The sequence below is a fragment of the Pseudomonas sp. 7-41 genome (assembly GCF_021233075.1).
Lineage (GTDB): Bacteria > Pseudomonadota > Gammaproteobacteria > Pseudomonadales > Pseudomonadaceae > Aquipseudomonas > Aquipseudomonas veronii.
In genome coordinates this window covers 878266-903829 of the sequence record NZ_CP089551.1, presented here as the reverse complement: position 1 = coordinate 903829, position 25564 = coordinate 878266, and the positions used below count along the sequence as shown (strand labels likewise).

The window sequence follows — 25564 nt, the reverse complement described above, 5'->3', positions numbered from 1 at the left end:
CTTCTGGATGACCAATGATTGAGATTGAAGAATACCGAGGCGACAACCACGTCAGCCCAAAACGCGATCTCACCGCAGTAAAGTCGCTGATCGCAGAGTATCAGCGGCGCAAGGCATCGGAACAAAAGAGGTAACCAGCATGGCGCTAACCCGCAGCTACAAACACACCATCGCCGAACGCGCTCAACGCGACCCTGAATTTGCCCAAGCACTCCTGGATGAGGCTGCTACGCTTTTTCTCAATGGCGAGCCGGAAATTTCACGCGTAATTCTGCGTGATTTGGTCAACGCCACAGTAGGATTTGAAGGGCTTGCGAAAGAGACCGCTAAACCTAGTAAAAGCCTGCATCGGATGTTGTCAGCCAGCGGAAACCCAAGCATGAATAACCTGGCAGCGATTTTTGCAGTGATTAGAAAAGCGTTAGGTGTCGATATGCAGGTCCACGGAGTTCCCACCGCATAATTTGCGACATCAAACCACACCACCAATGTCACACAGATGATGCTGTGCTGGCATGTCTGTGCATCAAACATGAAATGTTGGAAAACTAGCGTGGGGTATTCGGAGAGCCGATTGTGTCGACGCTGTCGACACAGTTGGCAGATCGTTCCTTTGGACGAACACAGGAACGATCACTCCTCAGGCTATTAGCGCCTCGCGGCAGTCATCTGCCCTACACCATCCTGTACGCGATCAGCCAGTAACTGCGCCAGTCCTATCAACTGCGCAACGCCCAGCAATTCCTCTCGTTTCGGGCCATCCAGGTTAAACGCAAGGTCGCAACTCAGTGCATCGGCCGAGGCGAGTGTTTCGATGAGGTTGACCAACAGGTCTTCGGTGCTGATTCCATCGGCCACGGCAAATAGCCGGACGGGGGGATTTGGGGTGGGTTTAATCATTGTGAAGCTCCTCAGGAAAGTGGAGCTGCCACTGATCGCCGCGACGCGATGGGGTGGCAGCTGTGCGCAGGTTCGCGGACCGGTCCTAAGGCAACCCGGCATACCCGAAGGTATCCCGCGCACAGCCACCATAGCGCCGCACAGTAGACGATAAAAAGGCGTCAACTGAAAGCGGACAATGGCACTTTGCGCCTGAATTTACATGGGCCGCGACGCCCGCCCGCTGCGTTTGCAACGGTGTACGGAGACTAGAGAGCGAGTTTCCTAGGGGCAACCTCAAACACTTGTCGGAAGTTTCTGTTTTTACAAAAACCTAGCCGAACGGTCAGTTGTTTGGTCCTTCATCATTCAGCAGCCTCTTCCTGGCGCCATTCCCGGCGCGATCCCCTCTGCACGACTCAACACCACGATGGTGTGTGAGGCCTCTGCACGCAAAAAAAGGAAGTGACATGAACAGCTCCGATAACACAGTGGTCAGCAACCTGCAAAACCTGGCTCAGGTGGTGGAGTACGCGGACGACGATGGCATCCCTGACCTTCTGCAGCCTGGATATCGCGTAGAGAGCCAGGTGTGAAGCGCTACAACATCACCACTGGCGCGACGACCACGGCGGGCGGCAAAGTGATCAGTGGCCTGGAGCGCACCAGCTTCAACGGCCAAATGATCGCCAGGGAGGGTGACCGGGTCGCTTGTCCGGCATGCGGCACTGAAGGCGTCATCGCGCTCGTTGGGCCTCGCCTGCACGAAGACTGGGGCGGTAAACAAGCGGCGCTTGAGGGTGATCTCTGTCTGTGCAAATGCGACCCGCCACCGGAGCTGATCGCCTGCCAGCGCTTCAAGTGTCAGGTGTTCGAAACACAACCCCAGCGTGCCGCCTTCACTTGGACCGGACCAAACACCCCCAACCCGCCCGTTTCCAACTTATCCACCCCCGGCGTAATGAATCGTGCCGCTGATGGGTGTGTGTTCGCCAAGTCATGCGTTTCGGTGCCGGTCGGTTCCACGGCGGCAGGAACCAGCCCTGAACACGCGACAAACTTTGGCACCACGGCCGTCATGGCTTCGACCGGCACTGCGGGTGCCGTCGGGAGGGTCGCCGGAACACTCGGCAGCGACCTTGGCGCCTGGGCCATACGAGGACTGGCCGGAGCCAGTTCAGCACTCAACGTCGTGCTGCTGGCTTTTTGGCCAAGGGATATGGGTGATTCGACGCTCTACACCCCGGAACAACTGGCAGGTATGCGCTCGGCCAGTACGCGAGTGCGGTTTCAGTTTCGCCAGGATGAATCAGGTGAACTACGCGTCTACGGCATACATACCAAGCCTGAAAGTGGCGCTGATCGTGTGTCTGTTGCGCAAGCCAGTTGGAATGCGGACAAGAGCGCGATGGTCGCGGTGCTAGATGGCATCAGCATCACTTGGACGCCGAACAATGGGCCGGTGGTCAGTACGCCGAGCCCGTATCCGGGTACACCGGAACGCTTGGATAATTTGTTCGTTCATCCGGTTACGGTGGGGCAGGATTCGGCAATCAGTCACTACCCAGGCCAGGATGCAGAGGATGTTACCTGGCAGGACACGATCATTACGTTTCCTGCTGACTCGGGTGTGCCGCCGTTGTATTTGGTGTTTGCCAAGCCAGCGGTCAGACCATTGGAAGTCGATATCTATGGTGCGTTCAACGGACGACTGCGTAAGGGGCTGCATGTGGATCATATGCCTTCGCAGGCGGCAATAAGACGTCATCTCGAACGCTATGCAATAAGCTTTACAGAGAAGCAGCTTAAGGACACGTTAAATAATGCTGCAAGCATTGCGATTCCGTCTCACATCCACCAGAAGTTTAGTGAGACCTACGGCTGGCGAAACACGGAGGAAAAACAGGCGTTAGATGCTGGCGATCTTCGTCATGCAGTAGACAGCAATTTCGATGCTATCAAGCCATACCTTCTGGATCACGGCTTCGCCGAGTCTGATCTTGAGATGGCGCGTACTCAAATGCATAAGGTCAACGAAAATCAGGGGTGGTACTAGAATGGACGCAGTAAAAATCAATCGTTTGGTAAGAGGCTTGGGCAGCACTTACAACGATTTTATTGCCGCGGGCTTACTTCTCGTAGGGTCGATAAAACCTTTATTTGCAGATAGCCAAAATACCCATTTCATCCATAAGCCGGAACCAGGCATTGAGCTTTGGTTTTGGGCTGAAACCATGCGGTTAGAGCGAGTCGTTTTTTGCCTGATTGCACTGGCGGAGGGAGAGCCCAAGTACGCGGGTGAGCTACCTGCACCATTCGGCCTATCGATGAACCAAGAGAGTATCCATAACACACTTGGGAAACCGCACGAGTCCAAAGGGCCAGTGAAGTTACCGCTGCCGATTGGGACTACAGGAGGATGGGATTCCTATCGTCTCAGTTTGGAGTTTCACTCGAACGCGAGGGTGGCTGCGCAGTATTTACCAGATAAATCCGTATGTGGTTTAGCGTTCACTTTGGTTGACATGGGCCGTGATTGACCGGAGACAAGGTGGTTTATCTGCTGCTGATGGGCCGCGACAAATCAACACAAAGCCGAGACATCCAGCGTGCAATACACATGGCAAAAAATCTTGGCCGCAAGGAGTGACTTATGAGCGAATCCTTTACCCGTTTCGATGCCGCAAAATATCTCAAGACTCCTTTTGAGATGGCCGCCTATCTGGATGCTTGCTTTGAAGAAGATGCTGGCGACGGTCTGTTGATTCGCACAGCGTTGAACGATATCGCTCGCGCCCAAGGCATGACCCAAGTCGCTCGCGACGCCGGCCTAGGACGAGAAAGTTTGTACAAAGCCCTCTCCAGCACTGGCAATCCCGAGTTCGCGACTATCATGAAGGTCATGAGAGCACTGGGGCTCAAACTTCACGCCACCGCGCTCTGACACACTGCGACACCAAACCACACCGCCACTTTTTACTTATCCCCCCCGATCAGGCTAAATACCCGCCTGATCGTTTAACCCTACGGATTGTCCGCCATGGCCCGTCAACGCTTTGCAATCGTCTGGATCGCCTGCTTTGCAGTGCTGTTCAACGCCTTTGCCATGCCGCTGGCCGGGGCGATGCAGCAGTCCAAGGACCCCGCGCAGCAACTGTTGTGGGGCAGTTTCTGTTCGTCCAATGGCGCCAGCCTGAAAACCGTTGCCCTGGGCAAGTTGGACATTCCGGCACCGGCGCAGGACGATCATTCCGCCATGCAGCATTGCTGGTGTTGCTCGGGCTCGGCGCCGTTGGTGGCGTTGCCGGGGCATGTGCCGCAGTTGTATGTCACGCGGTTCGAGGCGGCGCAGAGCCTGCCGCCGCCGTCATTGCAGTCCCCGACGCCGCGCCAGCAATGGCCGAGCCTTAACCCGCGCGCCTCTCCAACGGTCTGATGGTCTTCGCAAGTGAACTGCGTTTAGAACCGTTCTGGAGAACTGCCATGCTCAAATCTTCCCTGCTTCTGGCCGCATTGCTGCTGCCGGTGTTCAGTGCTGCCAATGCCGACGACTTCAAGGCCGGCGACCTGCTGGTCAGCGACCCCTGGTCCCAGGAATTGCCCCCCAACGCGCCGACCGTCGCGGCCTACTTTGTGGTTCACAATACCGGCGAAACCCCGGACCGCCTGCTCAGCGCCAAGACGCCGGTGGCGGACAAAGCCGAACTGCATGAGCATGTGATGCAAGGCGCATTGATGAAGATGCAACAAGTGCCCAGCGTTGCCGTGCCGGCCAAGGGTGACTTGACCTTCGCGCCCATGGCCTATCACGTGATGTTGCTGGGCCTCAAAGACCGTAGCGTACTGGCCGACGGCAAGCACTTCCCACTGACCCTGACCTTCGAAAAAGCCGGGGACGTCGAGGTGCAAGTGTCCGTACAGAAAGTCCCGCCGATGGCGCCCCACGAGCATAAACACGGCGAGTAGGCCAACACTCGATGGGCGCCCCTCGCGCCAGGTTGTCCGCGCCGCGCCGCAGGCCCGTGAGCCTTAAGCGCGGCAGTTGGATCAGCCTGTTCGCCATGCTGATGATCTTTATCGGTCCGCTGATTTCCCAAGCGATGCCGATGAATCAGCACGCCGGTATGTCCATGAGCATGTCCATGAGCATGTCCATGGACATGCCCGAGTGCCACGGCGAACCGCAACACCGTCCGCCTCAAAAACAAGCCCCCGACGAACACCACGTCCTCTGGGAAAAGTGCGGCTATTGCAGCCTGCTCTTCAGTTGCCCGGCACTGCCCGGCAGCGTGTCCTACCTCACCCTCGGCGCCCCATCGCCGGCCAACGCCCTCATCCCCTCACCGCGCCTGGGCCATGCCCGGCAGAGCATTTTCCCCGGCGCGCGCAGCCGTGCCCCACCCATCGCCGCGTAAGCACTTGACACCGTTACTTCACCCCGGCCGACGTTAGACAGACAGCCACAGGCTGCTGGCCGTGTTGTTTACGATTGATAGATGGAATTTTTCATGTCCAGGTTTTCTGCTGACACCCGTTTGGGAAGCACTCCCGTGTTCGCCGTTCTGTGCGGCGCGCTCTTGATGCCACAGGCCCATGCCGATACCGATGAGCACGCCGAGCACGAACTGAGCCCCACCGTGATCACCGCGATCGCCCCCAGCTCGCCGCTGACCGTGGTCACCAACCCGAAAGACCCGCGCCAGCCGGTGCCCGCCAGCGATGGCGGCGACTATCTCAAGACCATCCCCGGCTTCGCCCTGGTGCGCAACGGCGGCACCAACGGCGACCCGGTGCTGCGCGGCATGTTCGGCTCGCGCCTGAACATCCTCACCAACGGCAGCATGATGCTCGGCGCCTGCCCGGGCCGGATGGACGCGCCCACTTCGTACATTTCCCCGGAAACCTACGACACACTCACCGTGATCAAAGGCCCGCAAACCGTGCTCTGGGGCCCGGGCGCGTCGGCCGGCACCATCCTGTTCGAGCGCGAGCCCGAGCATTTCGGCGAACTGGGCACGCGGCTCAACGCCAGCGTGCTGGCCGGCTCCAACGGGCGCTTCGACAAAGTCATCGACGCCGCTGCCGGCGGGCCCCTGGGTTACGTGCGGGTGATCGGCAACCAGGCGCACGCCGACGACTACAAGGACGGCAACAACGACACCGTCGCCTCGCGCTACGACAAGTGGAACGGTGACGTCGCGGTCGGTTTCACCCCCGACGCCGACACCCTGCTCGAACTCACCGCCGGCCGCGGCGATGGCGAGGCGCGCTACGCCGGGCGCGGCATGGATGGCTCGCAGTTCCTGCGCGAAAGCCTGGGGCTGCGCTTCGAAAAATCCAATATCGGCGAGGTGCTGGACAAGGTCGAGGCCCAGGTCTACTACAACTACGCCGACCACGTCATGGACAACTACAGCCTGCGCGTCCCGTCGGGCACCGGGATGATGGCAGGCCCCATGGCCTCCAACGTCGACCGCCGCACCCTCGGCGCGCGGATCAAGGCGACCTGGCGCTGGGCCGACCTGCAACTGATCGGCGGTCTGGATGCGCAGACCAACGAACACCGCCAGCGCAGCAGCATGGGCGTCGACACCTACAAGGATTTGCCGCGCAACAAGGACGCCAACTTCCATAACTACGGCGTATTCGGCGAGCTGACCTGGTACGCCGCCGACCGCGACCGCCTGATCACCGGCGCGCGCCTGGACCGCGCCTCGGCCCGGGACTTCCGCCAGACCATCGGCTCAGGCATGTCGGCACGCGCCAACCCGACCGCCGACGACACCCGCGCCGACACCCTGCCCTCGGGCTTCATGCGCTACGAGCACGACCTGGCAGACACCCCGACCACGCTCTACGCCGGGCTGGGCCACGCCGAACGCTTCCCGGACTACTGGGAACTGTTTTCCCCCAACACCGGCGCGGCCGGTTCGGTCAACGCGTTCGATGGCGTGAAACCGGAAAAAACCACCCAGCTCGACTTCGGCGCGCAATACAAGACCGCCGACCTCGAAGCCTGGGCCTCGGGTTACGTCGGCCAGGTACGCGACTTCATCCTGTTCGACTACCGGACCGGAATGATGGGCACCACGTCCCAGGCGCGCAACGTCGACGCACGGATCATGGGCGGCGAACTGGGCGCGGCGTACAAGCTGACCCAAAACTGGAAGGCCGACGCCACCCTCGCCTACGCCTGGGGCAAGAACAGCAGCGACGGCAAGCCCCTGCCGCAAATGCCGCCGCTGGATGCGCGCCTGGGCCTGACCTACAGCGAGGACGACTGGAGCGCCGGCGCCCTGTGGCGAGTGGTCGCCGCGCAAAACCGCATCGATCAGAACAAAGGCAACGTGGTCGGCAAGGACTACGACAAGAGCGGCGGCTTTGGCGTGTTCTCGCTGAACGCGGCGTACCGCATCAATAAAAACTTCAAGGTCAGTACCGGCGTCGACAACCTGTTCGGCAAAGCCTACGCCGAGCACTTGAACCTGGCCGGCAACGCCGGGTTCGGCTACCCGGCCAACGATCCGCAGGCCATCAAGGAGCCGGGGCGCACGCTCTGGACCAAGGTCGACATGAGCTTCTAAAAGCATCGGGGCAAGTCGAATCGTCGCACCGCCCCTCCCACACTTGGAATGCATGCCAACTGTGGGAGGGGGCTTGCCCCCGATGGCGGTGTAACTGACCCCAAAAAAACAAAACCTTGCGGAGCCCCCCCTGATGAGCACACAAAAAATCTCCTTCTACAACCTGGCCTGGCGTTGGCACTTCTACGCCGGGCTGTTTGTCGCGCCCTTCATGGTGCTGCTGGCCCTGACCGGCATCATCTACCTGTTCAAGCCCCAGCTCGACCCGCTGATGTACGGCCACCTGCTCACCGTCCCCGCCGCCGAACGCGCACTGAGCGCCGACGAGCAACTGCAGCGCGCCAAGGCCGCCTACCCCCAGGGCCGGCTCAGCAAATACTTGCCACCGGCCGACGCCACCAGCAGCGCACAGTTCGTCATGCACGACGGCGGCCGCGAAATGACGGTGTTCGTCGACCCGTATCGCGGCACCGTGCTCGGCACGCAGGACGCGAAAAACAACCTGCAAGCCATCGCACGCGCCCTGCACGGCGAGTTGATGATAGGCACCGTGGGTGACCGCCTGGTCGAGCTCGCTGCCGGTTGGGGCGTGATGCTGGTGATCTCAGGCATGTACTTGTGGTGGCCACGCGGCAAGTCATCGTCCGGGGTGCTGTGGCCGCGCTTCAACACCCGTGGCCGTGTGTTCTGGCGCGACCTGCATGTCGTCACCGGTTTCTGGGGCGCGGCGTTGTTGCTGGTGATGCTGCTCAGCGGCATGGCCTGGACCGGCTTTTGGGGCAAGCAATACGCCGACCTGTGGAACCGCTTCCCGGCGGCGATGTGGAACAACGTGCCGACCTCCGATCAACAGGCGCGCGTGCTCAACACCGCGACGCAACAGACCGTGCCCTGGGCCATGGAAAACACACCGATGCCGGTGTCCGGCGACCATGCCGAACACATGAACCACGGCGCGATGCATGCCGCCCCCGCCGCGCCCACCATCAGCCTGCAACAGGTGGTCGACCTGGCCACCTCGCGCAAGGTCGAGCCCGGCTACAGCATCACCCCGCCCACCACCGCCGAGGGCGTATTCACTGTCTCGGTGTTCGCCAACGACCCGCGCAATGACGCCACCCTGCATGTGGACCAGTACACCGGCAAGGTCCTCGCCGATGTGCGCTGGGAACACTACAACGGCGTGGCGCGGGCGACCGAGACCGGCGTGATGTTGCACGAGGGCAAGATGTTCGGCTGGGTGAATCAACTGATCGTGCTGCTGATCTGCCTGATGATCCTGCTCAGTGCCGTCAGCGGCGTGGTGATCTGGTGGAAACGGCGGCCGGTGGGCGGCCTCGGAGTGCCGCCGTTGCGTCATGACCTGCCGAAGTGGAAAACCGCGATGGTGATCATGCTCGGGCTGGCGATCGCCTTCCCGTTGGTGGGCGCGTCGCTGATCGTCGTGTGGGCGCTCGATCGCCTGCTGCTGTCGCGGCTGTTTGCGCAGCCTTCGCGGGTTTGACGCCCGGGTGCCGGTCAAGTGCCGCCGGGGACCGGGCGATCCACGGCGGCCGGCTTGGTCAGCGCCGCGCCGTTGTCAGAGTTCGTCTTTGTCCCGGCCGTACAGCACGGCTTGCGGGTCCGGCTCGGCGAGTACGTCCTTGACCTGCCATTCCGCCCCCAGCGCCCCCGGTCGCGTCCAGAAGGTATCGGTTTCCAACACACTCAACGTGCCGGCCGCGCGCAAGCCGCTGACCAGCACGCTGGGCGAAGGCGACGAGTCGACACTCAGCAGTCGCGTCTCGTCCGCCGTGAAACCCGGCACATACTTCAGGAGCGCACCGCCGCGACACGCCAGGTAGACACTCTCGGCGACCGGACGGTTACTGCGGATGATGTCCAGGTACAGGCGCAGATCATTTTTGTCGGCAAAATTGTCCAGCAACCGCTGATCCAGCGACGATAGATTCAGGCCCAAAGGGATGACTTTGTAAAACGCCTGGAGCGCTTTGATGGTGTAGAAGAACAGCGGGTGATCGGGGGTGATATCAAAGCCGAGATGACCGAACCAGAACAGCTGTGAAATCGTGTCCACCAACCACGCACGGTGATCCTCCACCGGCTCAAGCGCCACGAGCCCCCGCGCCTTTGGCGGCGCCAGCACGGCGCCGAGGTATTCGCGGCCCTTGAAACCGCCCAGTTGTTTTTCGGCCCAGCGCGCGGCGTCGTCGGCATGACCGAACAGCGGCCCGCAAAAGGACAGGAAGTGTGGGTTGTCCTGGGCGGGCCAGGGCGCGGCCTTGGGTTGCCACTGCGCGGTGACGCTTTGTTCCTTGCCCCACACCGTGCTCCTGACACGCACATACAAGTCGCCCTTGGTCGCGAGCCCGCGCACGTAGTCGGCGACGCTGGAGGCGCCTTCGAGCAACTGCGGTCCGAGCGTTCGGGCCTCGCTGCTCAGCGCTTGCCGCTCGTGCCTTCGCAAGGAATACCTCAGCAGCGCGCCGTCGGCGCACAGCAGGTAGAGCGGCAGGGCACCGTTGCCGGCCAGGTTGCTGAGAAAATTGACCGCGCCGGCCAGTACCTGGGGCGAGAAAAAACTCAGCGCCATGTCATCGCTCGTCGGCGCAATCGCCACGGTGGAGGCGCACAGATACAAGCCATCCAGCGTATACCCCTGGGGCAACAGGCCATCGACGAAGACCTGTTCGAAACGCGTGTAATCGGCGCGCACCAACGGCAAGGTCGTCATGTACAGGTTTTTCCGCGCATCCTTGAGTACATAACCGAACTGCACCTGTGCCTGGGGCGACGACACTCGCTGCACATGACGCACGGCGTCGTAAGCCTGGGTAAAGAGCGGACCGCACGGCGCATCGGCAAACACCTGCTTGATCGCCAGCGCCGCGACCTCGGCCAAGTCCGGCACGAACGGCCCGCTCAACCGTCGCGGGTGGCCCCACAGGCGGTTGCCGTTGACCACCCGCAGATCGCCGGCCTTCGCCACCTGCGTGACGAAGTCGACCGGGAGCAGCGTTCCGCTGCGCAGTTGCCGTTCGACTTCATTGTCGGCCACATCCCCCCTGACCAGGTTCAACGGCGCCAAGGTCAGCTTGAGCGCCTCCTCCTCCGCCGACCCCGTCAGTTGATAACGCAGGATGCCCCCCTCGGGGCCAAACACATATTCGCGCTTGATGTGGACTTCACGGAACAGCAGGTTCGACAGCACGCTCGTGGGCAACATGCTCTGGTAGACCGCCTTTTGCGTGGCCGAAAACAGTATCTGTGTCTCTTGCTTGAGCACCGAGCGGTAACGCGCGACGATGATACTTCCCGGCGGGTACAGCCCTTGCGCGATCGCCGGGTCGGGATAAATCCAGTTCAGCGCAAAGCCCTGGGGCGGCACCACCAGCGGATCAGTCGCGACGAACACACCATCGGGCAGCCTGAGCAGGACGCCGCCATAGGTGCGGCGCCGGCCCTCACCGACAATGCCCGCGGCATACCGTGCCGCATCGTCCGGGTTGGCAAACGCGGGCCCCACGCGACGGCGGGTCAGGTGTTCGTAACCCGTCCAGGTGCGCGACACCCGCCCTTGCTGGTCCCAGCATTGGCTGGTACGCACCACGTAGAGCTCGCCGCTGTTGGCCCACTCCCTGACAAAGGTCTGCGTCGTCTTTTCACCGGAGGCCAATGCGCTGGCGGCCTGTTCAAAGGCACTTTCCACCGGCCCGCCGCCGCCCACGCGAAATGGCAGCGCGACGAATCTCAACAGGGCCCCCTCCTGCGTTGAAAAGTACACCGGCAGGTTTCTACCGCCGTTGTACTTCACCCCTCTGCGCTGGCTCTCGTACAGCGCCTCGTACAACACCATCGGCATCACAAAATAGCGGGTCAGCCAGGCACTGGATGGCGACAGCCCGGTCGGCTGCCATTGCTGCGAACGAAACAGCCCGCAGAGCGAAAACCCAGCGGGAAACCGATAGTCATTGTCTTCTGTCGGCGCAAACACGCTGTTGAGATTGAACAGCTTGACCCGTTCATTGACGCCCACCACCTCGGTGGCCAGGTACAACGCCTTGTCCCGGTGCTTGAGGATAAACGCAAAGTACGCCTGCTCCGGCAAGTTGCGCCCATGGACCCGCGCATGCAGATCGCGGGCGGCTTCGTCTGCCGTGCCGAACAGCGCGCCATAGGTCACATAGTCGGGAGCGCCGGTTCTGGGCGCGTACTCGAAAGAGGGCGTCCAGTCTTTGTAGATCGGCGAACGCGGGCCCCATAACACATTGCCTTGGATCACCCGCAAGTCACCCGCCTCAGCCAACCGGGTGACCCACAGCGCGGGTTTGAACAGACCGCTGTCCAAACGTTTTTGCAGCACGCTGCCGGCCGGTTGCGGCGCAGCGCCGGCAGACACCAATGCCTCATGCGTGGAGCCGCTCGGGGTGTACGCCAGCAGGCAGTCCTCGGCAGCCGACATATACGCCGGGCGCCCCGACTGGATCACATCGTAGATTTGGGCGGTGCCAAAAATCTGCAGGTTGATGAGGGCGTCTTCGCGCGTCCAGTTGCGCTGATTGACCCAGCCGGGGTCGACCATCGACAGCGCCGGGTGGGAGCCGTAGCGGCCGTGAATCGCGTAAGCCTCGGGAGGGATCAACGGACCGGGTAGCTCCGTCGGAAAAAACAGCCTGAGGGCAAACGGGTTGGCGTCGCTGGCCAGGGGCTGGGTGATAAAGAAGCGGCCTTCTTTGTCCTTGAGTACATAGCCGCCGTAGGTTCGCTCACGTCGTGAGCCGATCTGCTCGTGGGCATACACCGCTGCGTCGTGGGCAGAAATAAAGGGCGGGCTCAATACCGCCTGATAGAAACCGTTCAACACCGCCGAACGGTTGTCCAGCGGGCCGACGACACGCCAGAGCAAGCCGGCCTGGACCACTGACACCGACGTCGCGGCAATCACCCGGCGCACATAGTCACGCGGGCTGAGGCTGCCGGCCTTCAGCGCGGCCTGGGCGCCATTGTCACCGAGCACGCCATCGTCGCCGGTGTTGACCAGCGCGCCGGCATCACTGGGCGCTGGCACCTTGAGTTCAAGCAGTGCGTCATCCGAGGTTTCGATGTAAAGGCGCAAACCTCGGCTTTTGTTCTGTATGTCCCGGGTCGCTTCTGACTGCACGATGGCCGCCACCAGCTCCGCAGGGGTCGGGAATGTGGCATACAACCAGGACTCGTTTTCGGGGATGTCCGTTGGCGTGGCTTTAGAGCGGTAGTAGAGGGCTTCGAGCCGAAAGTTGGAGGGCAGCTTCAGTTTGCCGGAGGCTTGCTCGGGGAAGAGCCCGGTGGCAGAGAACAATGCCCTGGGCGCGAGCTCGGGGTAGGTCGCGATGTAACTTTCGCTTTGGGTGTGTTTCAGTACAAACCCGAAGGCATACTCGCCAGCCGCCGACGCCGACAGGGCTAGGGCCGCCATCACGGCCAATTCAGGCTGTGCGAATACCTGGGTGAAAAATGGCTGCTCCTGGGTCACTTGCGTCACGGCGGCATTGACTCTCCAACCCCGCTTCATCTGCCCACGCACGCCTCCCCATTGACGGTTGGGCACCACTACCCGCAGGTCGCCGGCATCGGCGGTCATCCAGATCAATGACTCCCGATCCGCAGAAGCCGGGAACGGCTCCTCGCCGAGAAGGCGCTTTCTCAGCAGGACCTCCGCCGCCGAACCCGAGGTTGTGTACTTAAGCAGCGAGCCCTCGGGGCCGCACAAATAATGAGCGCGCACCGAGCTGCGGTGCTCAATGATAAAACTCAGGTCCGCAGGCGAAAAAAAACTGATCATCATCGAAGCATGATCATCGCTAATCCCGGGGTTTCTCGCTTTCACCTGCTCCAGGTTCGGCGGGTGAGAATGGTAAAGCGCCTCGCAACTGTAGCCGTTGGGCGCGATGAAGTTGTCGTCGGCATCCGTGGCCAGCAAGATCCGATGATCGAAGGTCAACTGCTGGTCAGCGATTGGCGTCGTGGCGAAGTAGCGGTTGCCTTGTTTAAGAATGGCACCCCCGTATTCCTTGTCGGCCACCGAGTAGTCGATCCGCTCATAAGCCCAACGGGCGGCATCGTCGGCCGACATAAACAACGGGCTGAGCGCCGGAAGGACCGGTATATGTCCAGGGGTTTGTTGCGGCAGTTCCGTAAAGTCATTCATGTTTCACCTCATCGAAGAAAGCGTGCGTCCTGGCAAATAATCGCCGTGACGCACCCCTTCAAAGATGGAGTACACCGCTCGTTCAGAGACGGTAGATAGGTATGACTTATTTAGGCCCTGTACGAAAAGTACTGTCACAAACACCCAATCGCACACGCCAGTGAGGCCATTACTGCATCGCGTTTCGCGAGCATGTCAAAGCGCGCATCGATGCAGTGGCTCTCCCGTGTATTGAATGCAAAGCGCGAATCCCGGAAGACCCGGACAGCAGCGGGGCACCGCATCTCCATGCCCTCTTTCGGGGCTCCCGCCTGCACGACCCTGCGACCGCGAGCCAAAGCAGTGCACCAGGCTTGCCCGCGACACCCAGCGTGACGATTTAAGTGGAGGTTTCGGGCCTTAGGCACAGGCCTTGCTATGCACTCTTCAGCTTCCAACTCTGCCACTAAAAAAATCAAATCCCCGGAGATCGCACCATGAAGCGTCGTAGTTTGCTCAAGGCTTTCACCCTATCGGCATCGATTGTCGCCATGGGCATGACCTGGACTGTGCAGGCCGCCGAGACCATCAAGGTCGGCATCCTGCATTCGTTGTCCGGCACCATGGCCATCTCCGAAACCTCGCTCAAAGACATGGCGCTGATGACCATCGACGAGATCAACGCCAAGGGCGGTGTGAACGGCAAGATGCTGGAACCGGTGGTGGTAGACCCGGCGTCGAACTGGCCGCTGTTCGCGGAAAAGAGCCGGCAGTTGCTGACCCAGGACAAGGTCGCCGTGGTATTCGGCTGCTGGACCTCGGTGTCGCGCAAATCGGTATTGCCGGTGTTCGAAGAACTCAACGGCCTGCTGTTCTACCCAGTGCAATACGAAGGCGAAGAGATGTCGCCGAACGTGTTCTATACCGGTGCAGCGCCGAACCAGCAGGCGATCCCGGCGGTGGAATACCTGATGAGCGAAGAAGGCGGCAGCGCCAAGCGCTTCTTCCTGCTGGGCACCGACTACGTGTACCCGCGCACCACCAACAAGATCCTGCGTTCGTTCCTGCATTCCAAAGGCGTCGCGGATAAAGACATCGAAGAGGTCTACACCCCGTTCGGCCACGCCGATTACCAGACCATCGTCGCCAACATCAAGAAATTCTCGGCGGGCGGCAAGACCGCGGTGATCTCCACCGTGAACGGCGACTCCAACGTGCCGTTCTACAAAGAGCTGGCCAACCAGGGCCTCAAAGCCACCGACGTGCCGGTGGTGGCGTTCTCGGTGGGCGAAGAAGAACTGCGCGGCATCGACACCAAGCCGCTGGTGGGCAACCTCGCCGCCTGGAACTACTTCCAGTCGGTAGAGAACCCGGTGAACACCAAATTCGTCGCCGACTGGAAAGCCTACGCCAAGAAACACAACCTGCCGGGCGCGGACAAAGCCGTGACCAACGACCCGATGGAAGCCACCTACGTGGGCATTCATATGTGGGCGCAGGCGGCGGAGAAGGCCAAGTCCACCGACGTCGACAAAGTGCGTGAAGCCCTCGCCGGCCAGACCTTCGCCGCGCCGTCGGGTTTCACCCTGACCATGGACAAGACCAACCACCACCTGCACAAGCCGGTGATGATCGGTGAGATCCAGGCCGACGGGCAGTTCTCGGTGGTGTGGCAGACCCAGGAACCGATCCGCGCACAGCCATGGAGCCCGTACATTCCTGGCAATGACAAAAAACCTGATTACGCCGTGAAAAGTAACTAAGCCCCGCCACGGACCCATGTGGGAGGGGGCTTGCCCCCGATAGCGGTGGATCAGTCAGTACATGCATTGCCTGACCCACCGCTATCGGGAGCAAGCTCCCTCCCACATAAAGCCGACCCGTGCATGCTCAGGACATTTTGTTATGCCCACTGCCCTCTACCGCTTGATCCTCACGGCCTTGCTGTTGCTGCCTGTTGCCGCACACGCCGGCGACGCCGAAGACTTCCTCGCCGCCAACCCGACGCAACAAGCCAAACTGCTGCAGGACTGGGCCGCCCAGCCCGACCCGGCGCGCATCGAGTTGGTGGACGCGCTGCAACAAGGCCAACTGACGGTCAACGGTGAAACCAAGACCGTGCGCCTGAACAACCGCCTGCGCGGTCTGATCGACAACGTACAGGCCAGCCTGCAACTGCTCGCCGCCGACCCCAAGGTGCGCCTGGCGGCCGCGCAAACCCTGCAAAAAACCGCGCAACCTGCGCAGCTCAAATTCCTCGACCAGCGCGTCGCCGCCGAAACCGTCGAAGACGTCCACACCGCCCTCAGCCTGGCCCTGGCCAACCTGCAATTGGTAGACGCCGACCCGGTGGTGCGCCTCGCCGCCGTGCGCTTGCTCGGCAGCACCGGCGACCCGTTGGCGCGCACACGCCTGGAAACCCTGCTCGCCCCCGGCGTGGAAACCGACGCCGCCGTGCATACCGCCGCCGAGACCAGCCTGGCCCAGGTCAAGCGCAAACTGATGCTGGGCGAGCTGCTCGGCCAGGCCTTCAGCGGCATGTCCCTGGGCTCGATCCTGCTGCTCGCGGCCCTGGGCCTGGCGATCACGTTCGGCCTGCTGGGCGTGATCAACATGGCCCACGGCGAGATGCTGATGCTCGGCGCTTATTCCACCTATGTGGTGCAGTTGCTGATGCAGCGCTACGTGCCGCACGCCATCGAGTTCTACCCGCTGATCGCACTGCCGGTGGCGTTTTTCGTCACCGCCGCCATCGGCATGGCCCTGGAGCGCACGGTGATTCGTCACCTGTACGGCCGCCCCCTGGAAACCCTGCTCGCCACCTGGGGCATCAGCCTGATGCTGATCCAACTGGTGCGCCTGGTGTTCGGCGCGCAGAACGTCGAAGTGGCCAACCCCGCGTGGCTGTCCGGCGGCATTCAAGTGCTGCCCAACCTGGTGTTGCCGTACAACCGCATCGTGATCATCGCCTTCGCCCTGTGCGTGGTGGTGCTGACGTGGCTGCTGCTCAACAAGACGCGCCTGGGCCTCAACGTGCGCGCCGTCACCCAGAACCGCAACATGGCCGCCTGCTGCGGCGTGCCCACCGGGCGCGTGGACATGCTCGCCTTTGGCCTGGGCTCCGGCATCGCCGGGCTGGGCGGTGTGGCGCTGAGCCAGATCGGCAACGTCGGCCCCGACCTGGGCCAGAGCTACATCATCGATTCCTTCCTGGTCGTGGTGCTCGGCGGTGTCGGCCAATTGGCCGGTAGCGTGATGGCCGCGTTCGGCCTGGGGATCGCCAACAAGATCCTCGAACCGCAGATCGGCGCCGTGCTCGGCAAGATCCTGATCCTTGCGCTGATCATTCTGTTTATCCAGAAACGCCCGCAAGGCCTCTTCGCACTGAAAGGACGGGTGATCGACTGATGAACCAGCCATTGATGCTCACGGCCACACAAAAGGCCGGCCCCAAGCTGACGATTGCCGTCGGCGCGGTGATCCTGATCCTGCTGCTGGCCCTGCCGCTGTGCTCGCTGTTGTCGCCGGACAATCCGCTGCACGTCTCGGCCTACACGCTGACGCTGGTGGGCAAGATCCTCTGCTACGCCATCGTCGCCCTCGCGCTCGACCTGGTGTGGGGTTACGCCGGGATGCTGTCCCTCGGCCACGGCCTGTTCTTCGCCCTCGGCGGTTATGCCATGGGCATGTACCTGATGCGCCAGGCCTCCGGCGACGAGTTGCCGGCGTTCATGACCTTTTTGTCGTGGACCGAATTGCCCTGGTACTGGGTCGGCACCGAGCACTTCCTCTGGGCGCTGTGCCTGGTGGTGCTGGCGCCGGGGTTGCTGGCGCTGGTGTTCGGCTTCTTCGCCTTCCGCTCGCGGATCAAGGGCGTGTATTTCTCGATCATGACCCAGGCGCTGACCTTCGCCGGGATGCTGTTGTTCTTTCGCAACGAGACCGGGTTCGGCGGCAATAACGGCTTCACCAATTTCCGCAGCATCCTCGGCTTCGGCATCACCGAACCGGGCACGCGCGCGGTGTTGTTTGCCGCCACCGTGCTGTTGCTGGTGAGCAGCCTGTACATCGGCTGGCGCCTGGCCCGCAGCAAGTTCGGCCGGGTGTTGACCGCCTTGCGCGATGCCGAGAACCGCCTGATGTTCTGCGGCTACGACCCGCGTGGTTTCAAGCTGTTCGTGTGGGTATTGAGCGCGGTGCTGTGCGGCCTGGCGGGGGCGTTGTACGTGCCGCAGGTGGGCATCATCAACCCCAGCGAAATGTCGCCGACCAATTCCATCGAAGCCGCCGTGTGGGTGGCCCTGGGTGGGCGCGGCACCTTGATCGGGCCGCTGCTCGGCGCCGGGGTGGTCAACGGCATGAAGAGCTGGTTCACCGTGGCGTTCCCGGAGTACTGGCTGTTCTTCCTGGGGGCGTTGTTCATCATCGTCACCCTGTATTTGCCCAAGGGTGTGATCGGCCTGTTGAAGAAACGGGGTGAACAATGAGAGTGACTGCGACGGCGGAATTTATGCTCGAACCTATTCTCGACACCGGCAACGGCCGCGATGCGATCGGCATCGGCCAGGCCGCCGGCACGGGCCTCAATACGCGCCACGGCACGATCCTGACCCTGGAAGACATCAGCGTCAGCTTCGACGGTTTCAAGGCACTCAACGCCTTGAACCTCTACATCGGCGTCGGCGAACTGCGCTGCATCATCGGCCCCAACGGCGCCGGCAAAACCACGCTGATGGACGTGATCACCGGCAAGACCCGGCCCAGCCACGGCAACGCCTGGTTCGGCGAAACCCTCGACCTGACTGCGATGAGCGAAGTGCAGATCGCCCAGGCCGGCATCGGCCGCAAGTTCCAGAAACCCACGGTGTTCGAAGCCTTGAGCGTGTTCGAAAACCTGGAGCTGGCGCAGAAGACCGACAAGTCGGTGTGGGCCAGCCTGCGCGCACGCCTGAGCGGGGAACAGAAGGACCGCATCGATGAAGTGCTCGACACCATCCGCCTCACCGCCTCGGTGCATCGCCCGGCCGGCCTGCTGTCCCACGGCCAGAAACAGTTCCTGGAAATCGGCATGCTGCTGATGCAAGACCCGCAACTGTTGCTGCTCGACGAACCGGTGGCGGGTATGACCGACGCCGAAACCGAATTCACCGCCGAACTGTTCAAGCGCCTGGCGGGCAAGCACTCGCTGATGGTGGTGGAGCACGACATGGGGTTTGTCGGTTCGATTGCCGACCATGTGACCGTGTTGCACCAGGGCAGCGTGCTGGCTGAAGGGTCGCTGGAACAGGTGCAGGAAAACGAGCGCGTGATCGAGGTATACCTCGGGCGCTGAGTTCGCTTTTCTGTAGGAGCGAGCTTGCTCGCGAAAATCGTTAACGATAACGCGGGCAGCCTGAATGCACGCGGCGCCCTCAGGTTTTTCGCGAGCAAGCTCGCTCCTACAGGGAATTGAGGAGGTTTTGAGAATGCTGCAAGTCGACAAGTTGCACCAGTATTACGGCGGTAGCCACATCCTGCGCGGGCTTTCATTCGAGGTGCAGATCGGCGAAGTCACCTGCCTGCTCGGCCGTAACGGCGTGGGCAAGACCACCCTGCTCAAGTGCCTGATGGGCCTGCTGCCCGCCAAAGAGGGCGCGGTGAACTGGGAAGGCAAGGCCATCACCGGTTTCAAGCCACACCAGCGCGTTCACGCCGGGATCGCCTACGTGCCCCAGGGCCGCGAGATTTTCGGGCGGCTGACCGTGGAAGAAAACCTGCTGATGGGCCTGTCGCGCTTTCCCGGCGCCGAGGCCAGGGAAGTGCCGGGGTTTATCTACGAACTGTTCCCGGTGCTGCTGCAAATGAAGCACCGCCGCGGGGGCGATTTGTCCGGCGGCCAGCAACAGCAACTGGCGATCGGCCGCGCCCTGGCCAGCCGGCCGCGCCTGTTGATTCTCGATGAGCCGACCGAAGGTATCCAGCCGTCGGTGATCAAGGAGATCGCGGCGGTGATCAAGAAGCTCGCGGCCCGTGGCGACATGGCGATCCTGTTGGTGGAGCAGTTCTACGACTTTGCCGCCGAACTGGCCGACCAGTACCTGGTGATGTCACGCGGGGAAATCGTCCAGCAAGGCCGTGGCGAAAATATGGAACGCGACGGTGTGCGCGGTCTCGTAACCATCTAATCTGTAGCGTCCTAACGATAAGCACACGCCATGAACCTGCCCGTTTCCACTGCCCTGTTCACCCCCAGCTGGCACGCCGAGCTGGAACTCGGCTACGCGCGTTTCGGCGCCACCACGCGCCCGGTGATGCGCCGCCACCTCGGCCCGCTGCGCGTGCAGAAACACCTGTACGCCGAAGGCCCCGAGGTGTGCCAGCACATCATCGTGCATCCGCCCGGTGGCATAGCCGGCGGCGACCGCCTGGACATCCGCGCCCACGTCGCCGCGGGCGCCTGGGCGCAATTGACCAGCCCTGGCGCGGCCAAGTGGTACCGCGCCAGCGGCCCGGCGTTTCAGCAACTGGAGCTGAGCGTCGAGGCCGGCGCCACCCTGGAATGGCTGCCTCAGGAAACCATCGTGTTCAGCGCCGCCCAGGCCGAACTCAGCACACGCATCGCGCTGCACGGCGATGCGCGGCTGTTGTACTGGGACGTGGTCGCCCTCGGCCGCCCGGCCAGCGGCGAGCGCTTCGACCTCGGGCACTTTCAATCGCACCTGGATATCCGCCGCGACGGCCAGTTGCTCTGGCACGAACGCCAGCGCATTGTGGGCGACGATGGCTTGCTCGCCTCACCGATCGGCCTGGACGGACAACCGGTATTCGCCACCTTGTTGCTGACCGGTGATATCGAGCCTGAATTACTCGAACACTGCCGCGCCCTGCCCCACGCGGTGCGCGGCGACCTGACCCAACTGCCCGGCTTGCTGGTCGCCCGCTGCCTGGCCAGCGAGGCGCTGCTGGCGCGGGGCTGGTTGATTGATTTATGGCGGCTGTTGCGCCCGGCGGTGCTGGGCCGAGAGGCCGTGGCACCGCGAATCTGGAGCACATGAAGATCAACATGTGGGAGGGGGCTTGCCCCCGATGGCGGTGGGTCAGTTACAGATGCATGGCCTGACACTCTGCTATCGGGGGCAAGCCCCCTCCCACACTTGATCTCCATTGTATTTAAGAATGCATTTTATGAAGGACCTTGAACCATGGACCTGACCCCACGGGAAAAAGACAAACTGCTGATCTTCACCGCAGGCCTCGTCGCCGAACGGCGCCTGGCGCGCGGTGTGAAGCTCAACTACCCGGAAACCATCGCCTACATCTCCGCCGCGCTGATGGAAGGCGCCCGCGACGGCCGTACCGTGGCCGACCTGATGCACTTTGGCACCACCCTGCTCAGCCGCGAGCAGGTGATGGAAGGCATCCCGGAGATGATCCCGGATATCCAGGTGGAAGCCACCTTCCCCGATGGCACCAAACTGGTGACCGTCCACCAACCCATCGCGTGAGGCCCAGCCATGATTCGTGATGCAGCCGAGCAAGACCTGCCAGCGATCCGCGACATCTACAACGACGCGGTGCTGAACACCACGGCGATCTGGAACGAACAGCCGGTGGATCTGGCTAACCGCCTGGCCTGGTTCACTGCGCGCCAGGCGCAGCGCTACCCGATCCTGGTCGCGGTGGAAAACCACGAAGTGACGGGCTACGCCTCGTTCGGCGACTGGCGCCCCTTCGAGGGTTTTCGCTACAGCGTCGAGCACTCGGTGTACGTGCGCAACGATCAGCGCGGCAAAGGCCTCGGCCCACGCCTGATGCAAACCCTGATCGAACGCGCGCGCGCCGGCGGTAAACACGTGATGGTCGCCGCCATTGAAAGCGGCAACCAGGCCTCGCTCCGCCTGCATGAGCGCCTGGGTTTCAGCACCACCGGGCAGATGCCGCAAGTGGGCATCAAATTCGGCCGCTGGCTCGACCTGACCTTTATGCAACTGACCTTGAATCCGGGCGCCGAACCGCCCCAGGAGTGAGATCGATGAACGCCGCGCAACTGCGTCGAGTCAATGCTGAAAGTTTTGCCCACTATCGCCAGGGCTTGATCGAGCTGTTGCTGGATGCGGTCAGGCACGGCGCGTCGATCGGCTTCATGGCCGACTTCGATGAGGCCCAGGCCCGCGCGTATTTGCACGGCGTGCAAGCGAGCATCGAAGACGCCAGCCTGTTGCTGTGGGTGGTGGTGCGCGACGAGCGGGTGATCGCCAGCGTGCAACTGGCGCTGTGCCAGAAAGCCAACGGTCTGAACCGCGCCGAAGTGCAAAAACTGCTGGTCCACAGCAGCGCCCGCCGCCACGGCCTGGGCCACCAGTTGATGCACGCCCTGGAACTCGCCGCGCGCCAACACAAGCGCGGCCTGCTGTACCTGGACACCGAAGCCGGCTCCGAGGCCGAAGCCTTCTACCAGGCGCTGCGCTACACCAAGGTCGGTGAACTGCCCGATTACTGCCAAAGCCCGGACGGGCGCTACAGCCCGACCGCCATCTACTACAAGACCCTGGGGCAACCTGCATGATTCCTGGTGAATTTCAGATCCAGCCTGGCGACATCGAACTCAACGTCGGCCGCCGCACCGTCAGCCTGAGCGTGGCCAACAGCGGCGACCGGCCGATCCAGGTGGGCTCGCACTATCACTTTTTCGAGACCAATGACGCGCTGACCTTCGACCGCGCATTGAGCCGCGGCATGCGCCTGAATATCCCGGCGGGCACCGCGGTGCGCTTCGAGCCGGGGCAGAGCCGTGAGGTCGAGTTGGTCGACTTCGGCGGTGGGCGGCGGGTGTTCGGGTTTGCCGGGCGGATCATGGGCGACCTTTAGGGCCTCATCGGGGGCAAGCCCCCTCCCACAGTTGGAATGCATTCCCATGTGGGAGGGGGCTTGCCCCCGATAGCTGACTCACATTCAACATAAATTTTTCAGGGCAACCACACATGAAAATCAGCCGCCAAGCCTACGCCGACATGTACGGCCCCACCGTCGGCGACAAGGTCCGCCTGGCCGACACCGAGTTGTTCGTCGAAGTGGAGCAGGACTTCACCGTCTATGGCGAAGAGGTCAAATTCGGCGGCGGCAAGGTTATCCGCGATGGCCAGGGCCAGAGCCAATTGCTCGCCCATGAAGTGGTCGACACGTTGATCACCAACGCGCTGATCATCGACCACTGGGGCATCGTCAAGGCCGACGTCGGCCTCAAGAACGGCCGCATCCACGCCATCGGCAAGGCCGGCAACCCGGATATCCAGCCCGGCGTGACCATGGCCATCGGCGCCAGCACCGAAGTGATCGCCGGTGAAGGCATGATCCTCACCGCCGGCGGCATCGACAGCCACGTGCATTTCATCTGCCCGCAGCAGATCGAAGAAGCGCTGACCAGCGGCGTCACCACCCTGATCGGCGGCGGCACCGGCCCGGCCACCGGCACTAACGCGACCACCTGCACCTCCGGCCCGTGGCACCTGGCGCGCATGCTGCAGGCCAGCGACTCGTTCCCGATGAACATCGGTTTCACCGGCAAGGGCAACGCCAGCCTGCCGGAGCCGCTGATCGAGCAGGTCAAGGCCGGCGCCATCGGTTTGAAGCTGCATGAAGACTGGGGCACCACGCCCGCGAGCATCGACAACTGCCTGAACGTCGCCGACCAATACGATGTGCAGGTGGCGATTCACAGCGACACCCTCAACGAGTCCGGCTTCGTCGAAACCACGCTGGCCGCGCTCAAGGGCCGCACCATCCACACCTACCACACCGAAGGCGCTGGCGGCGGCCACGCACCGGACATCATCAAGGCCTGCGGCTTCCCCAACGTGCTGCCCAGCTCGACCAACCCGACGCGGCCGTTCACGCGCAACACCATCGACGAGCACCTGGACATGTTGATGGTCTGCCATCACCTCGACCCGAGCATCGCCGAAGACGTGGCCTTCGCCGAAAGCCGCATCCGCCGCGAGACCATCGCCGCCGAAGACATCCTGCACGACCTCGGCGCGTTCTCGATGATCAGCTCCGACAGCCAGGCCATGGGCCGCGTCGGCGAAGTGATCACGCGCACCTGGCAAACCGCCGACAAGATGAAAAAACAGCGCGGCGCCCTGCCCGGCGACGGCCCCGGCAACGACAACTTCCGGGCCAAGCGCTACATCGCCAAGTACACCATCAACCCGGCGATCACCCATGGCATCAGCCATATCGTCGGTTCCATCGAAGTCGGCAAATGGGCTGATCTGGTGCTGTGGCGGCCGGCGTTCTTCGGCATCAAGCCGACGCTGATCCTCAAGGGCGGCGCGATTGCCTCAAGCCTGATGGGTGATGCCAACGCCTCGATTCCCACGCCGCAGCCGGTCCACTACCGGCCGATGTTCGCCAGCTTCGGCAGCGCCCTGCACGCCACCAGCCTGACCTTTATCAGCCAGGCCGCCGCGGACGCCGGCTTGCCGCAAGCCTTGGGCCTGAAGAAGCAGATCGCAGTGGTCAAGGGCTGCCGCGACGTGCAGAAAACCGACCTGATCCACAACGACTACCTGCCGCACATCGAGGTGGACCCGCAGACGTATCAGGTCAAGGCCGACGGCGTGTTGCTGTGGTGTGAGCCGGCGGATGTGCTGCCGATGGCGCAGCGCTACTTTCTGTTCTGAAGCGCCCTACGCCACGCTGGCGCGGCGCCCTATCGCCGGGAGGGAGTGGGGCTTGAGCGTGGGCCATGAATAGCGCCTCATTGTAAAAATGAGCAGCTTATTCATGGCCCCCACGGGCCTGGGCCTAACTCTGCAAGACCGCCGCCCTGGCGGGTCAGGCGTTCCAGCCTTTGCGCGGATCGAAGGCGGCGCTGTCGGCCAGCGCCTTCCACAACCCGAGCACCTCCTCGCTGGCTTCTTTGGGCATCACCACTTTGAGCTGGATGAACAGGTAACCGCGCTGGCCACTCTTGTTCAGCAGGCCATGGCCCTTGGCGCGCATGCGCTGGCCGTTCTGGCTGCCAGCCGGGACCTTGAGGTTGATCTTGCCGGTCAGGGTCGGCACCGCGACTTCGGTGCCCAACGCCAGCTCCCACGGTGCCACCGGTACGGTGATCACCAGGTTTTCGCCTTCGACCTCGAACTTGGGGTGCGGCGCAAACTTGACGATCAGGTACAGATCACCATTGGCCCCGCCGCCAACGCCCGGCGCGCCCTGGCCCTTGAGGCGGATGCGCTCGCCGTCGGTCACCCCGGCAGGGATCTTCACGTTCAGGCTCTTGGTGGTGTTGCTGACATGCCGGCCCGAGGCGTCGTATTGCGGCACCTGGAAGCTGATCTGCTTGGACTCGGTCGACAGCGTCTCCTCAAGAAACACCGACAGTTGCATCTCCACATCCTGGCCCTTGCGCCCGGTACTGCGGCGCTGACCGCCGCCGAACGCATCGCCGCGCCCGCCGAAGATCGAACTGAAGAAGTCCGAGAAGTCGCCCGTGTCCTGGCCGCCGCCATAGCCGCCACGGCTCTGCCAGCCCGGTGGGCCCTGGAACGGTTGGCCATGCTGGCCGTATTTGCGCAACTCGTCGTACTCGGCACGCTTGTCGGCACTTTTCAGCGCTTCATAGGCTTCGGACGCGTCCTTGAACTTGGCTTCGGCGTCTTTTTCCTTGCTCACGTCCGGGTGATATTTGCGCGCCAGCTTGCGATAGGCGGCCTTGATTGCCTTGTCGTCCGCTGTCGGCTCCACGCCAAGGATCTTGTAATAGTCTTTAAAGTCCATCTGGGGGGTCACCCTCCGTCATCGATATCGCACAGCCAAGGGCACAGCATGCGCCGGTTTGCAGCGTTTGGATTGACTGAACTCAATCCCAAGCCGATGGATGCGTCTGAGTAGTTTATCGGCACCGCACGAATAACCTTGCAGCCGCCGACCGTATGCTGGACAAGTTGGGGGC

Annotated in this window: 24 protein-coding genes and 1 pseudogene; 22 read left to right on the top strand and 3 right to left on the bottom strand. The window is 62.3% G+C overall.

From position 1 onward, the window contains the following. Positions 1-139: 139 nt before the first annotated feature. Complete coding sequence (locus tag LQ249_RS03895; protein ID WP_169865959.1) at positions 140-463, top strand: helix-turn-helix domain-containing transcriptional regulator; 324 nt, start codon at positions 140-142, stop codon at positions 461-463. A 185-nt stretch (positions 464-648) separates the two neighbouring features. Here the strand turns inward: LQ249_RS03895 and LQ249_RS03890 are convergent, their stop codons facing one another. Then, positions 649-900, bottom strand: a complete 252-nt coding sequence (locus LQ249_RS03890) for a DUF6124 family protein (RefSeq protein WP_169865956.1) — start codon at positions 898-900, stop codon at positions 649-651. A 449-nt stretch (positions 901-1349) separates the two neighbouring features. Here LQ249_RS03890 and LQ249_RS31485 point away from each other — a divergent pair, with 449 nt between their 5' ends. The 9 genes from LQ249_RS31485 to LQ249_RS03850 all read left to right on the top strand — a co-directional run bounded on the left by LQ249_RS31485 (position 1350) and on the right by LQ249_RS03850 (position 8967). Continuing rightward, entirely contained in the window at positions 1350-1475 is a 126-nt protein-coding gene (locus LQ249_RS31485; protein WP_261753752.1) for a hypothetical protein, read from the top strand. Then, positions 1472-2935 (top strand): S-type pyocin domain-containing protein, encoded by a 1464-nt coding sequence (locus LQ249_RS03885; protein WP_232566203.1) that lies wholly within the window; start codon positions 1472-1474, stop codon positions 2933-2935. The genes LQ249_RS31485 and LQ249_RS03885 overlap by 4 nt, the downstream gene beginning before the upstream one ends. Before the next feature lies 1 nt (position 2936). After that, complete coding sequence (locus tag LQ249_RS03880) at positions 2937-3419, top strand: DUF6392 family protein (protein WP_017849686.1); 483 nt, start codon at positions 2937-2939, stop codon at positions 3417-3419. Positions 3420-3532: 113 nt separating this feature from the next. Next, complete coding sequence (locus LQ249_RS03875) at positions 3533-3823, top strand: addiction module antidote protein (RefSeq protein ID WP_017849687.1); 291 nt, start codon at positions 3533-3535, stop codon at positions 3821-3823. Between the two features lie 96 nt (positions 3824-3919). Further along, entirely contained in the window at positions 3920-4315 is a 396-nt protein-coding gene (locus tag LQ249_RS03870; RefSeq protein WP_046485671.1) for a DUF2946 domain-containing protein, read from the top strand. 47 nt (positions 4316-4362) lie between these two features. Beyond that, entirely contained in the window at positions 4363-4845 is a 483-nt protein-coding gene (locus LQ249_RS03865; protein ID WP_046384861.1) for a copper chaperone PCu(A)C, read from the top strand. An 11-nt stretch (positions 4846-4856) separates the two neighbouring features. Continuing rightward, positions 4857-5294: a DUF2946 domain-containing protein gene (locus tag LQ249_RS03860; RefSeq protein ID WP_232566202.1), complete on the top strand. Its 438-nt coding sequence runs from the start codon at positions 4857-4859 to the stop codon at positions 5292-5294. A 93-nt stretch (positions 5295-5387) separates the two neighbouring features. Continuing rightward, complete coding sequence (locus LQ249_RS03855) at positions 5388-7463, top strand: TonB-dependent copper receptor (protein WP_026140374.1); 2076 nt, start codon at positions 5388-5390, stop codon at positions 7461-7463. Positions 7464-7596: 133 nt separating this feature from the next. After that, on the top strand, positions 7597-8967 hold the full coding sequence (locus LQ249_RS03850) for a PepSY-associated TM helix domain-containing protein (RefSeq protein ID WP_046384863.1): 1371 nt from the start codon (positions 7597-7599) through the stop codon (positions 8965-8967). A 75-nt stretch (positions 8968-9042) separates the two neighbouring features. On the opposite strand, the gene LQ249_RS03845 is transcribed toward LQ249_RS03850, so the two are convergent. Continuing rightward, complete coding sequence (locus LQ249_RS03845; RefSeq protein WP_232566201.1) at positions 9043-13650, bottom strand: DUF4329 domain-containing protein; 4608 nt, start codon at positions 13648-13650, stop codon at positions 9043-9045. Positions 13651-14126: 476 nt separating this feature from the next. Here LQ249_RS03845 and urtA point away from each other — a divergent pair, with 476 nt between their 5' ends. The 12 genes and pseudogenes from urtA (at position 14127) to ureC (ending at position 24290) form a co-directional block, all read left to right on the top strand. After that, on the top strand, positions 14127-15392 hold the full coding sequence (gene urtA, locus LQ249_RS03840) for an urea ABC transporter substrate-binding protein (protein WP_017849694.1): 1266 nt from the start codon (positions 14127-14129) through the stop codon (positions 15390-15392). Between the two features lie 142 nt (positions 15393-15534). After that, positions 15535-17037, top strand: a complete 1503-nt coding sequence (urtB, locus tag LQ249_RS03835) for an urea ABC transporter permease subunit UrtB (RefSeq protein WP_177030381.1) — start codon at positions 15535-15537, stop codon at positions 17035-17037. After that, positions 17037-18116: an urea ABC transporter permease subunit UrtC gene (gene urtC, locus LQ249_RS03830; RefSeq protein ID WP_057006064.1), complete on the top strand. Its 1080-nt coding sequence runs from the start codon at positions 17037-17039 to the stop codon at positions 18114-18116. The genes urtB and urtC overlap by 1 nt, the downstream gene beginning before the upstream one ends. After that, entirely contained in the window at positions 18113-18961 is an 849-nt protein-coding gene (gene urtD, locus LQ249_RS03825) for an urea ABC transporter ATP-binding protein UrtD (RefSeq protein ID WP_026140376.1), read from the top strand. The genes urtC and urtD overlap by 4 nt, the downstream gene beginning before the upstream one ends. A 24-nt stretch (positions 18962-18985) precedes the next feature. Then, a pseudogene (locus LQ249_RS03820) lies at positions 18986-19072 on the top strand (outer membrane lipoprotein carrier protein LolA); the annotation flags it as partial. A 22-nt stretch (positions 19073-19094) separates the two neighbouring features. Next, positions 19095-19793 carry an urea ABC transporter ATP-binding subunit UrtE gene (urtE, locus tag LQ249_RS03815; protein WP_046485661.1) on the top strand — a complete coding sequence of 233 codons (699 nt, stop codon included), beginning with the start codon at positions 19095-19097 and terminating at the stop codon, positions 19791-19793. 30 nt (positions 19794-19823) lie between these two features. Then, positions 19824-20663: an urease accessory protein UreD gene (locus LQ249_RS03810; RefSeq protein ID WP_232566200.1), complete on the top strand. Its 840-nt coding sequence runs from the start codon at positions 19824-19826 to the stop codon at positions 20661-20663. 147 nt (positions 20664-20810) lie between these two features. Continuing rightward, positions 20811-21113, top strand: coding sequence for an urease subunit gamma (locus LQ249_RS03805; protein ID WP_010213535.1), 303 nt, complete (start codon positions 20811-20813; stop codon positions 21111-21113). A gap of 9 nt (positions 21114-21122) precedes the next feature. Beyond that, positions 21123-21635, top strand: coding sequence for a GNAT family N-acetyltransferase (locus LQ249_RS03800; protein WP_232566199.1), 513 nt, complete (start codon positions 21123-21125; stop codon positions 21633-21635). 5 nt (positions 21636-21640) lie between these two features. Then, a complete protein-coding gene (locus LQ249_RS03795) occupies positions 21641-22174 on the top strand; it encodes a GNAT family N-acetyltransferase (RefSeq protein ID WP_017849701.1) in 534 nt (177 codons plus the stop codon). Next, entirely contained in the window at positions 22171-22476 is a 306-nt protein-coding gene (locus LQ249_RS03790; RefSeq protein WP_017849702.1) for an urease subunit beta, read from the top strand. Before LQ249_RS03795 ends, LQ249_RS03790 begins: the two co-directional genes overlap by 4 nt. 113 nt (positions 22477-22589) lie before the next feature. Further along, positions 22590-24290 (top strand): urease subunit alpha, encoded by a 1701-nt coding sequence (ureC, locus tag LQ249_RS03785; protein ID WP_057006066.1) that lies wholly within the window; start codon positions 22590-22592, stop codon positions 24288-24290. 154 nt (positions 24291-24444) lie between these two features. On the opposite strand, the gene LQ249_RS03780 is transcribed toward ureC, so the two are convergent. Continuing rightward, the gene (locus LQ249_RS03780) at positions 24445-25389 is read right to left on the bottom strand and encodes a DnaJ C-terminal domain-containing protein (protein WP_046384870.1); all 945 of its coding nucleotides are present in this window, start codon (positions 25387-25389) and stop codon (positions 24445-24447) included. Positions 25390-25564: the final 175 nt, after the last annotated feature.

Bases quoted from the DNA above. Each gene is read 5' to 3' on its own strand.
- LQ249_RS03895 (WP_169865959.1), top strand. From the start codon at position 140: ATGGCGCTAACCCGCAGCTACAAACACACCATCGCCGAACGCGCTCAA.
- LQ249_RS03890 (WP_169865956.1), bottom strand. From the start codon at position 900: ATGATTAAACCCACCCCAAATCCCCCCGTCCGGCTATTTGCCGTGGCC.
- LQ249_RS31485 (WP_261753752.1), top strand. From the start codon at position 1,350: ATGAACAGCTCCGATAACACAGTGGTCAGCAACCTGCAAAACCTGGCT.
- LQ249_RS03880 (WP_017849686.1), top strand. From the start codon at position 2,937: ATGGACGCAGTAAAAATCAATCGTTTGGTAAGAGGCTTGGGCAGCACT.
- LQ249_RS03875 (WP_017849687.1), top strand. From the start codon at position 3,533: ATGAGCGAATCCTTTACCCGTTTCGATGCCGCAAAATATCTCAAGACT.
- LQ249_RS03870 (WP_046485671.1), top strand. From the start codon at position 3,920: ATGGCCCGTCAACGCTTTGCAATCGTCTGGATCGCCTGCTTTGCAGTG.
- LQ249_RS03865 (WP_046384861.1), top strand. From the start codon at position 4,363: ATGCTCAAATCTTCCCTGCTTCTGGCCGCATTGCTGCTGCCGGTGTTC.
- LQ249_RS03860 (WP_232566202.1), top strand. From the start codon at position 4,857: ATGGGCGCCCCTCGCGCCAGGTTGTCCGCGCCGCGCCGCAGGCCCGTG.
- LQ249_RS03855 (WP_026140374.1), top strand. From the start codon at position 5,388: ATGTCCAGGTTTTCTGCTGACACCCGTTTGGGAAGCACTCCCGTGTTC.
- LQ249_RS03850 (WP_046384863.1), top strand. From the start codon at position 7,597: ATGAGCACACAAAAAATCTCCTTCTACAACCTGGCCTGGCGTTGGCAC.
- LQ249_RS03845 (WP_232566201.1), bottom strand. From the start codon at position 13,650: ATGAATGACTTTACGGAACTGCCGCAACAAACCCCTGGACATATACCG.
- urtA (WP_017849694.1), top strand. From the start codon at position 14,127: ATGAAGCGTCGTAGTTTGCTCAAGGCTTTCACCCTATCGGCATCGATT.
- urtB (WP_177030381.1), top strand. From the start codon at position 15,535: ATGCCCACTGCCCTCTACCGCTTGATCCTCACGGCCTTGCTGTTGCTG.
- urtC (WP_057006064.1), top strand. From the start codon at position 17,037: ATGAACCAGCCATTGATGCTCACGGCCACACAAAAGGCCGGCCCCAAG.
- urtD (WP_026140376.1), top strand. From the start codon at position 18,113: ATGAGAGTGACTGCGACGGCGGAATTTATGCTCGAACCTATTCTCGAC.
- urtE (WP_046485661.1), top strand. From the start codon at position 19,095: ATGCTGCAAGTCGACAAGTTGCACCAGTATTACGGCGGTAGCCACATC.
- LQ249_RS03810 (WP_232566200.1), top strand. From the start codon at position 19,824: ATGAACCTGCCCGTTTCCACTGCCCTGTTCACCCCCAGCTGGCACGCC.
- LQ249_RS03805 (WP_010213535.1), top strand. From the start codon at position 20,811: ATGGACCTGACCCCACGGGAAAAAGACAAACTGCTGATCTTCACCGCA.
- LQ249_RS03800 (WP_232566199.1), top strand. From the start codon at position 21,123: ATGATTCGTGATGCAGCCGAGCAAGACCTGCCAGCGATCCGCGACATC.
- LQ249_RS03795 (WP_017849701.1), top strand. From the start codon at position 21,641: ATGAACGCCGCGCAACTGCGTCGAGTCAATGCTGAAAGTTTTGCCCAC.
- LQ249_RS03790 (WP_017849702.1), top strand. From the start codon at position 22,171: ATGATTCCTGGTGAATTTCAGATCCAGCCTGGCGACATCGAACTCAAC.
- ureC (WP_057006066.1), top strand. From the start codon at position 22,590: ATGAAAATCAGCCGCCAAGCCTACGCCGACATGTACGGCCCCACCGTC.
- LQ249_RS03780 (WP_046384870.1), bottom strand. From the start codon at position 25,389: ATGGACTTTAAAGACTATTACAAGATCCTTGGCGTGGAGCCGACAGCG.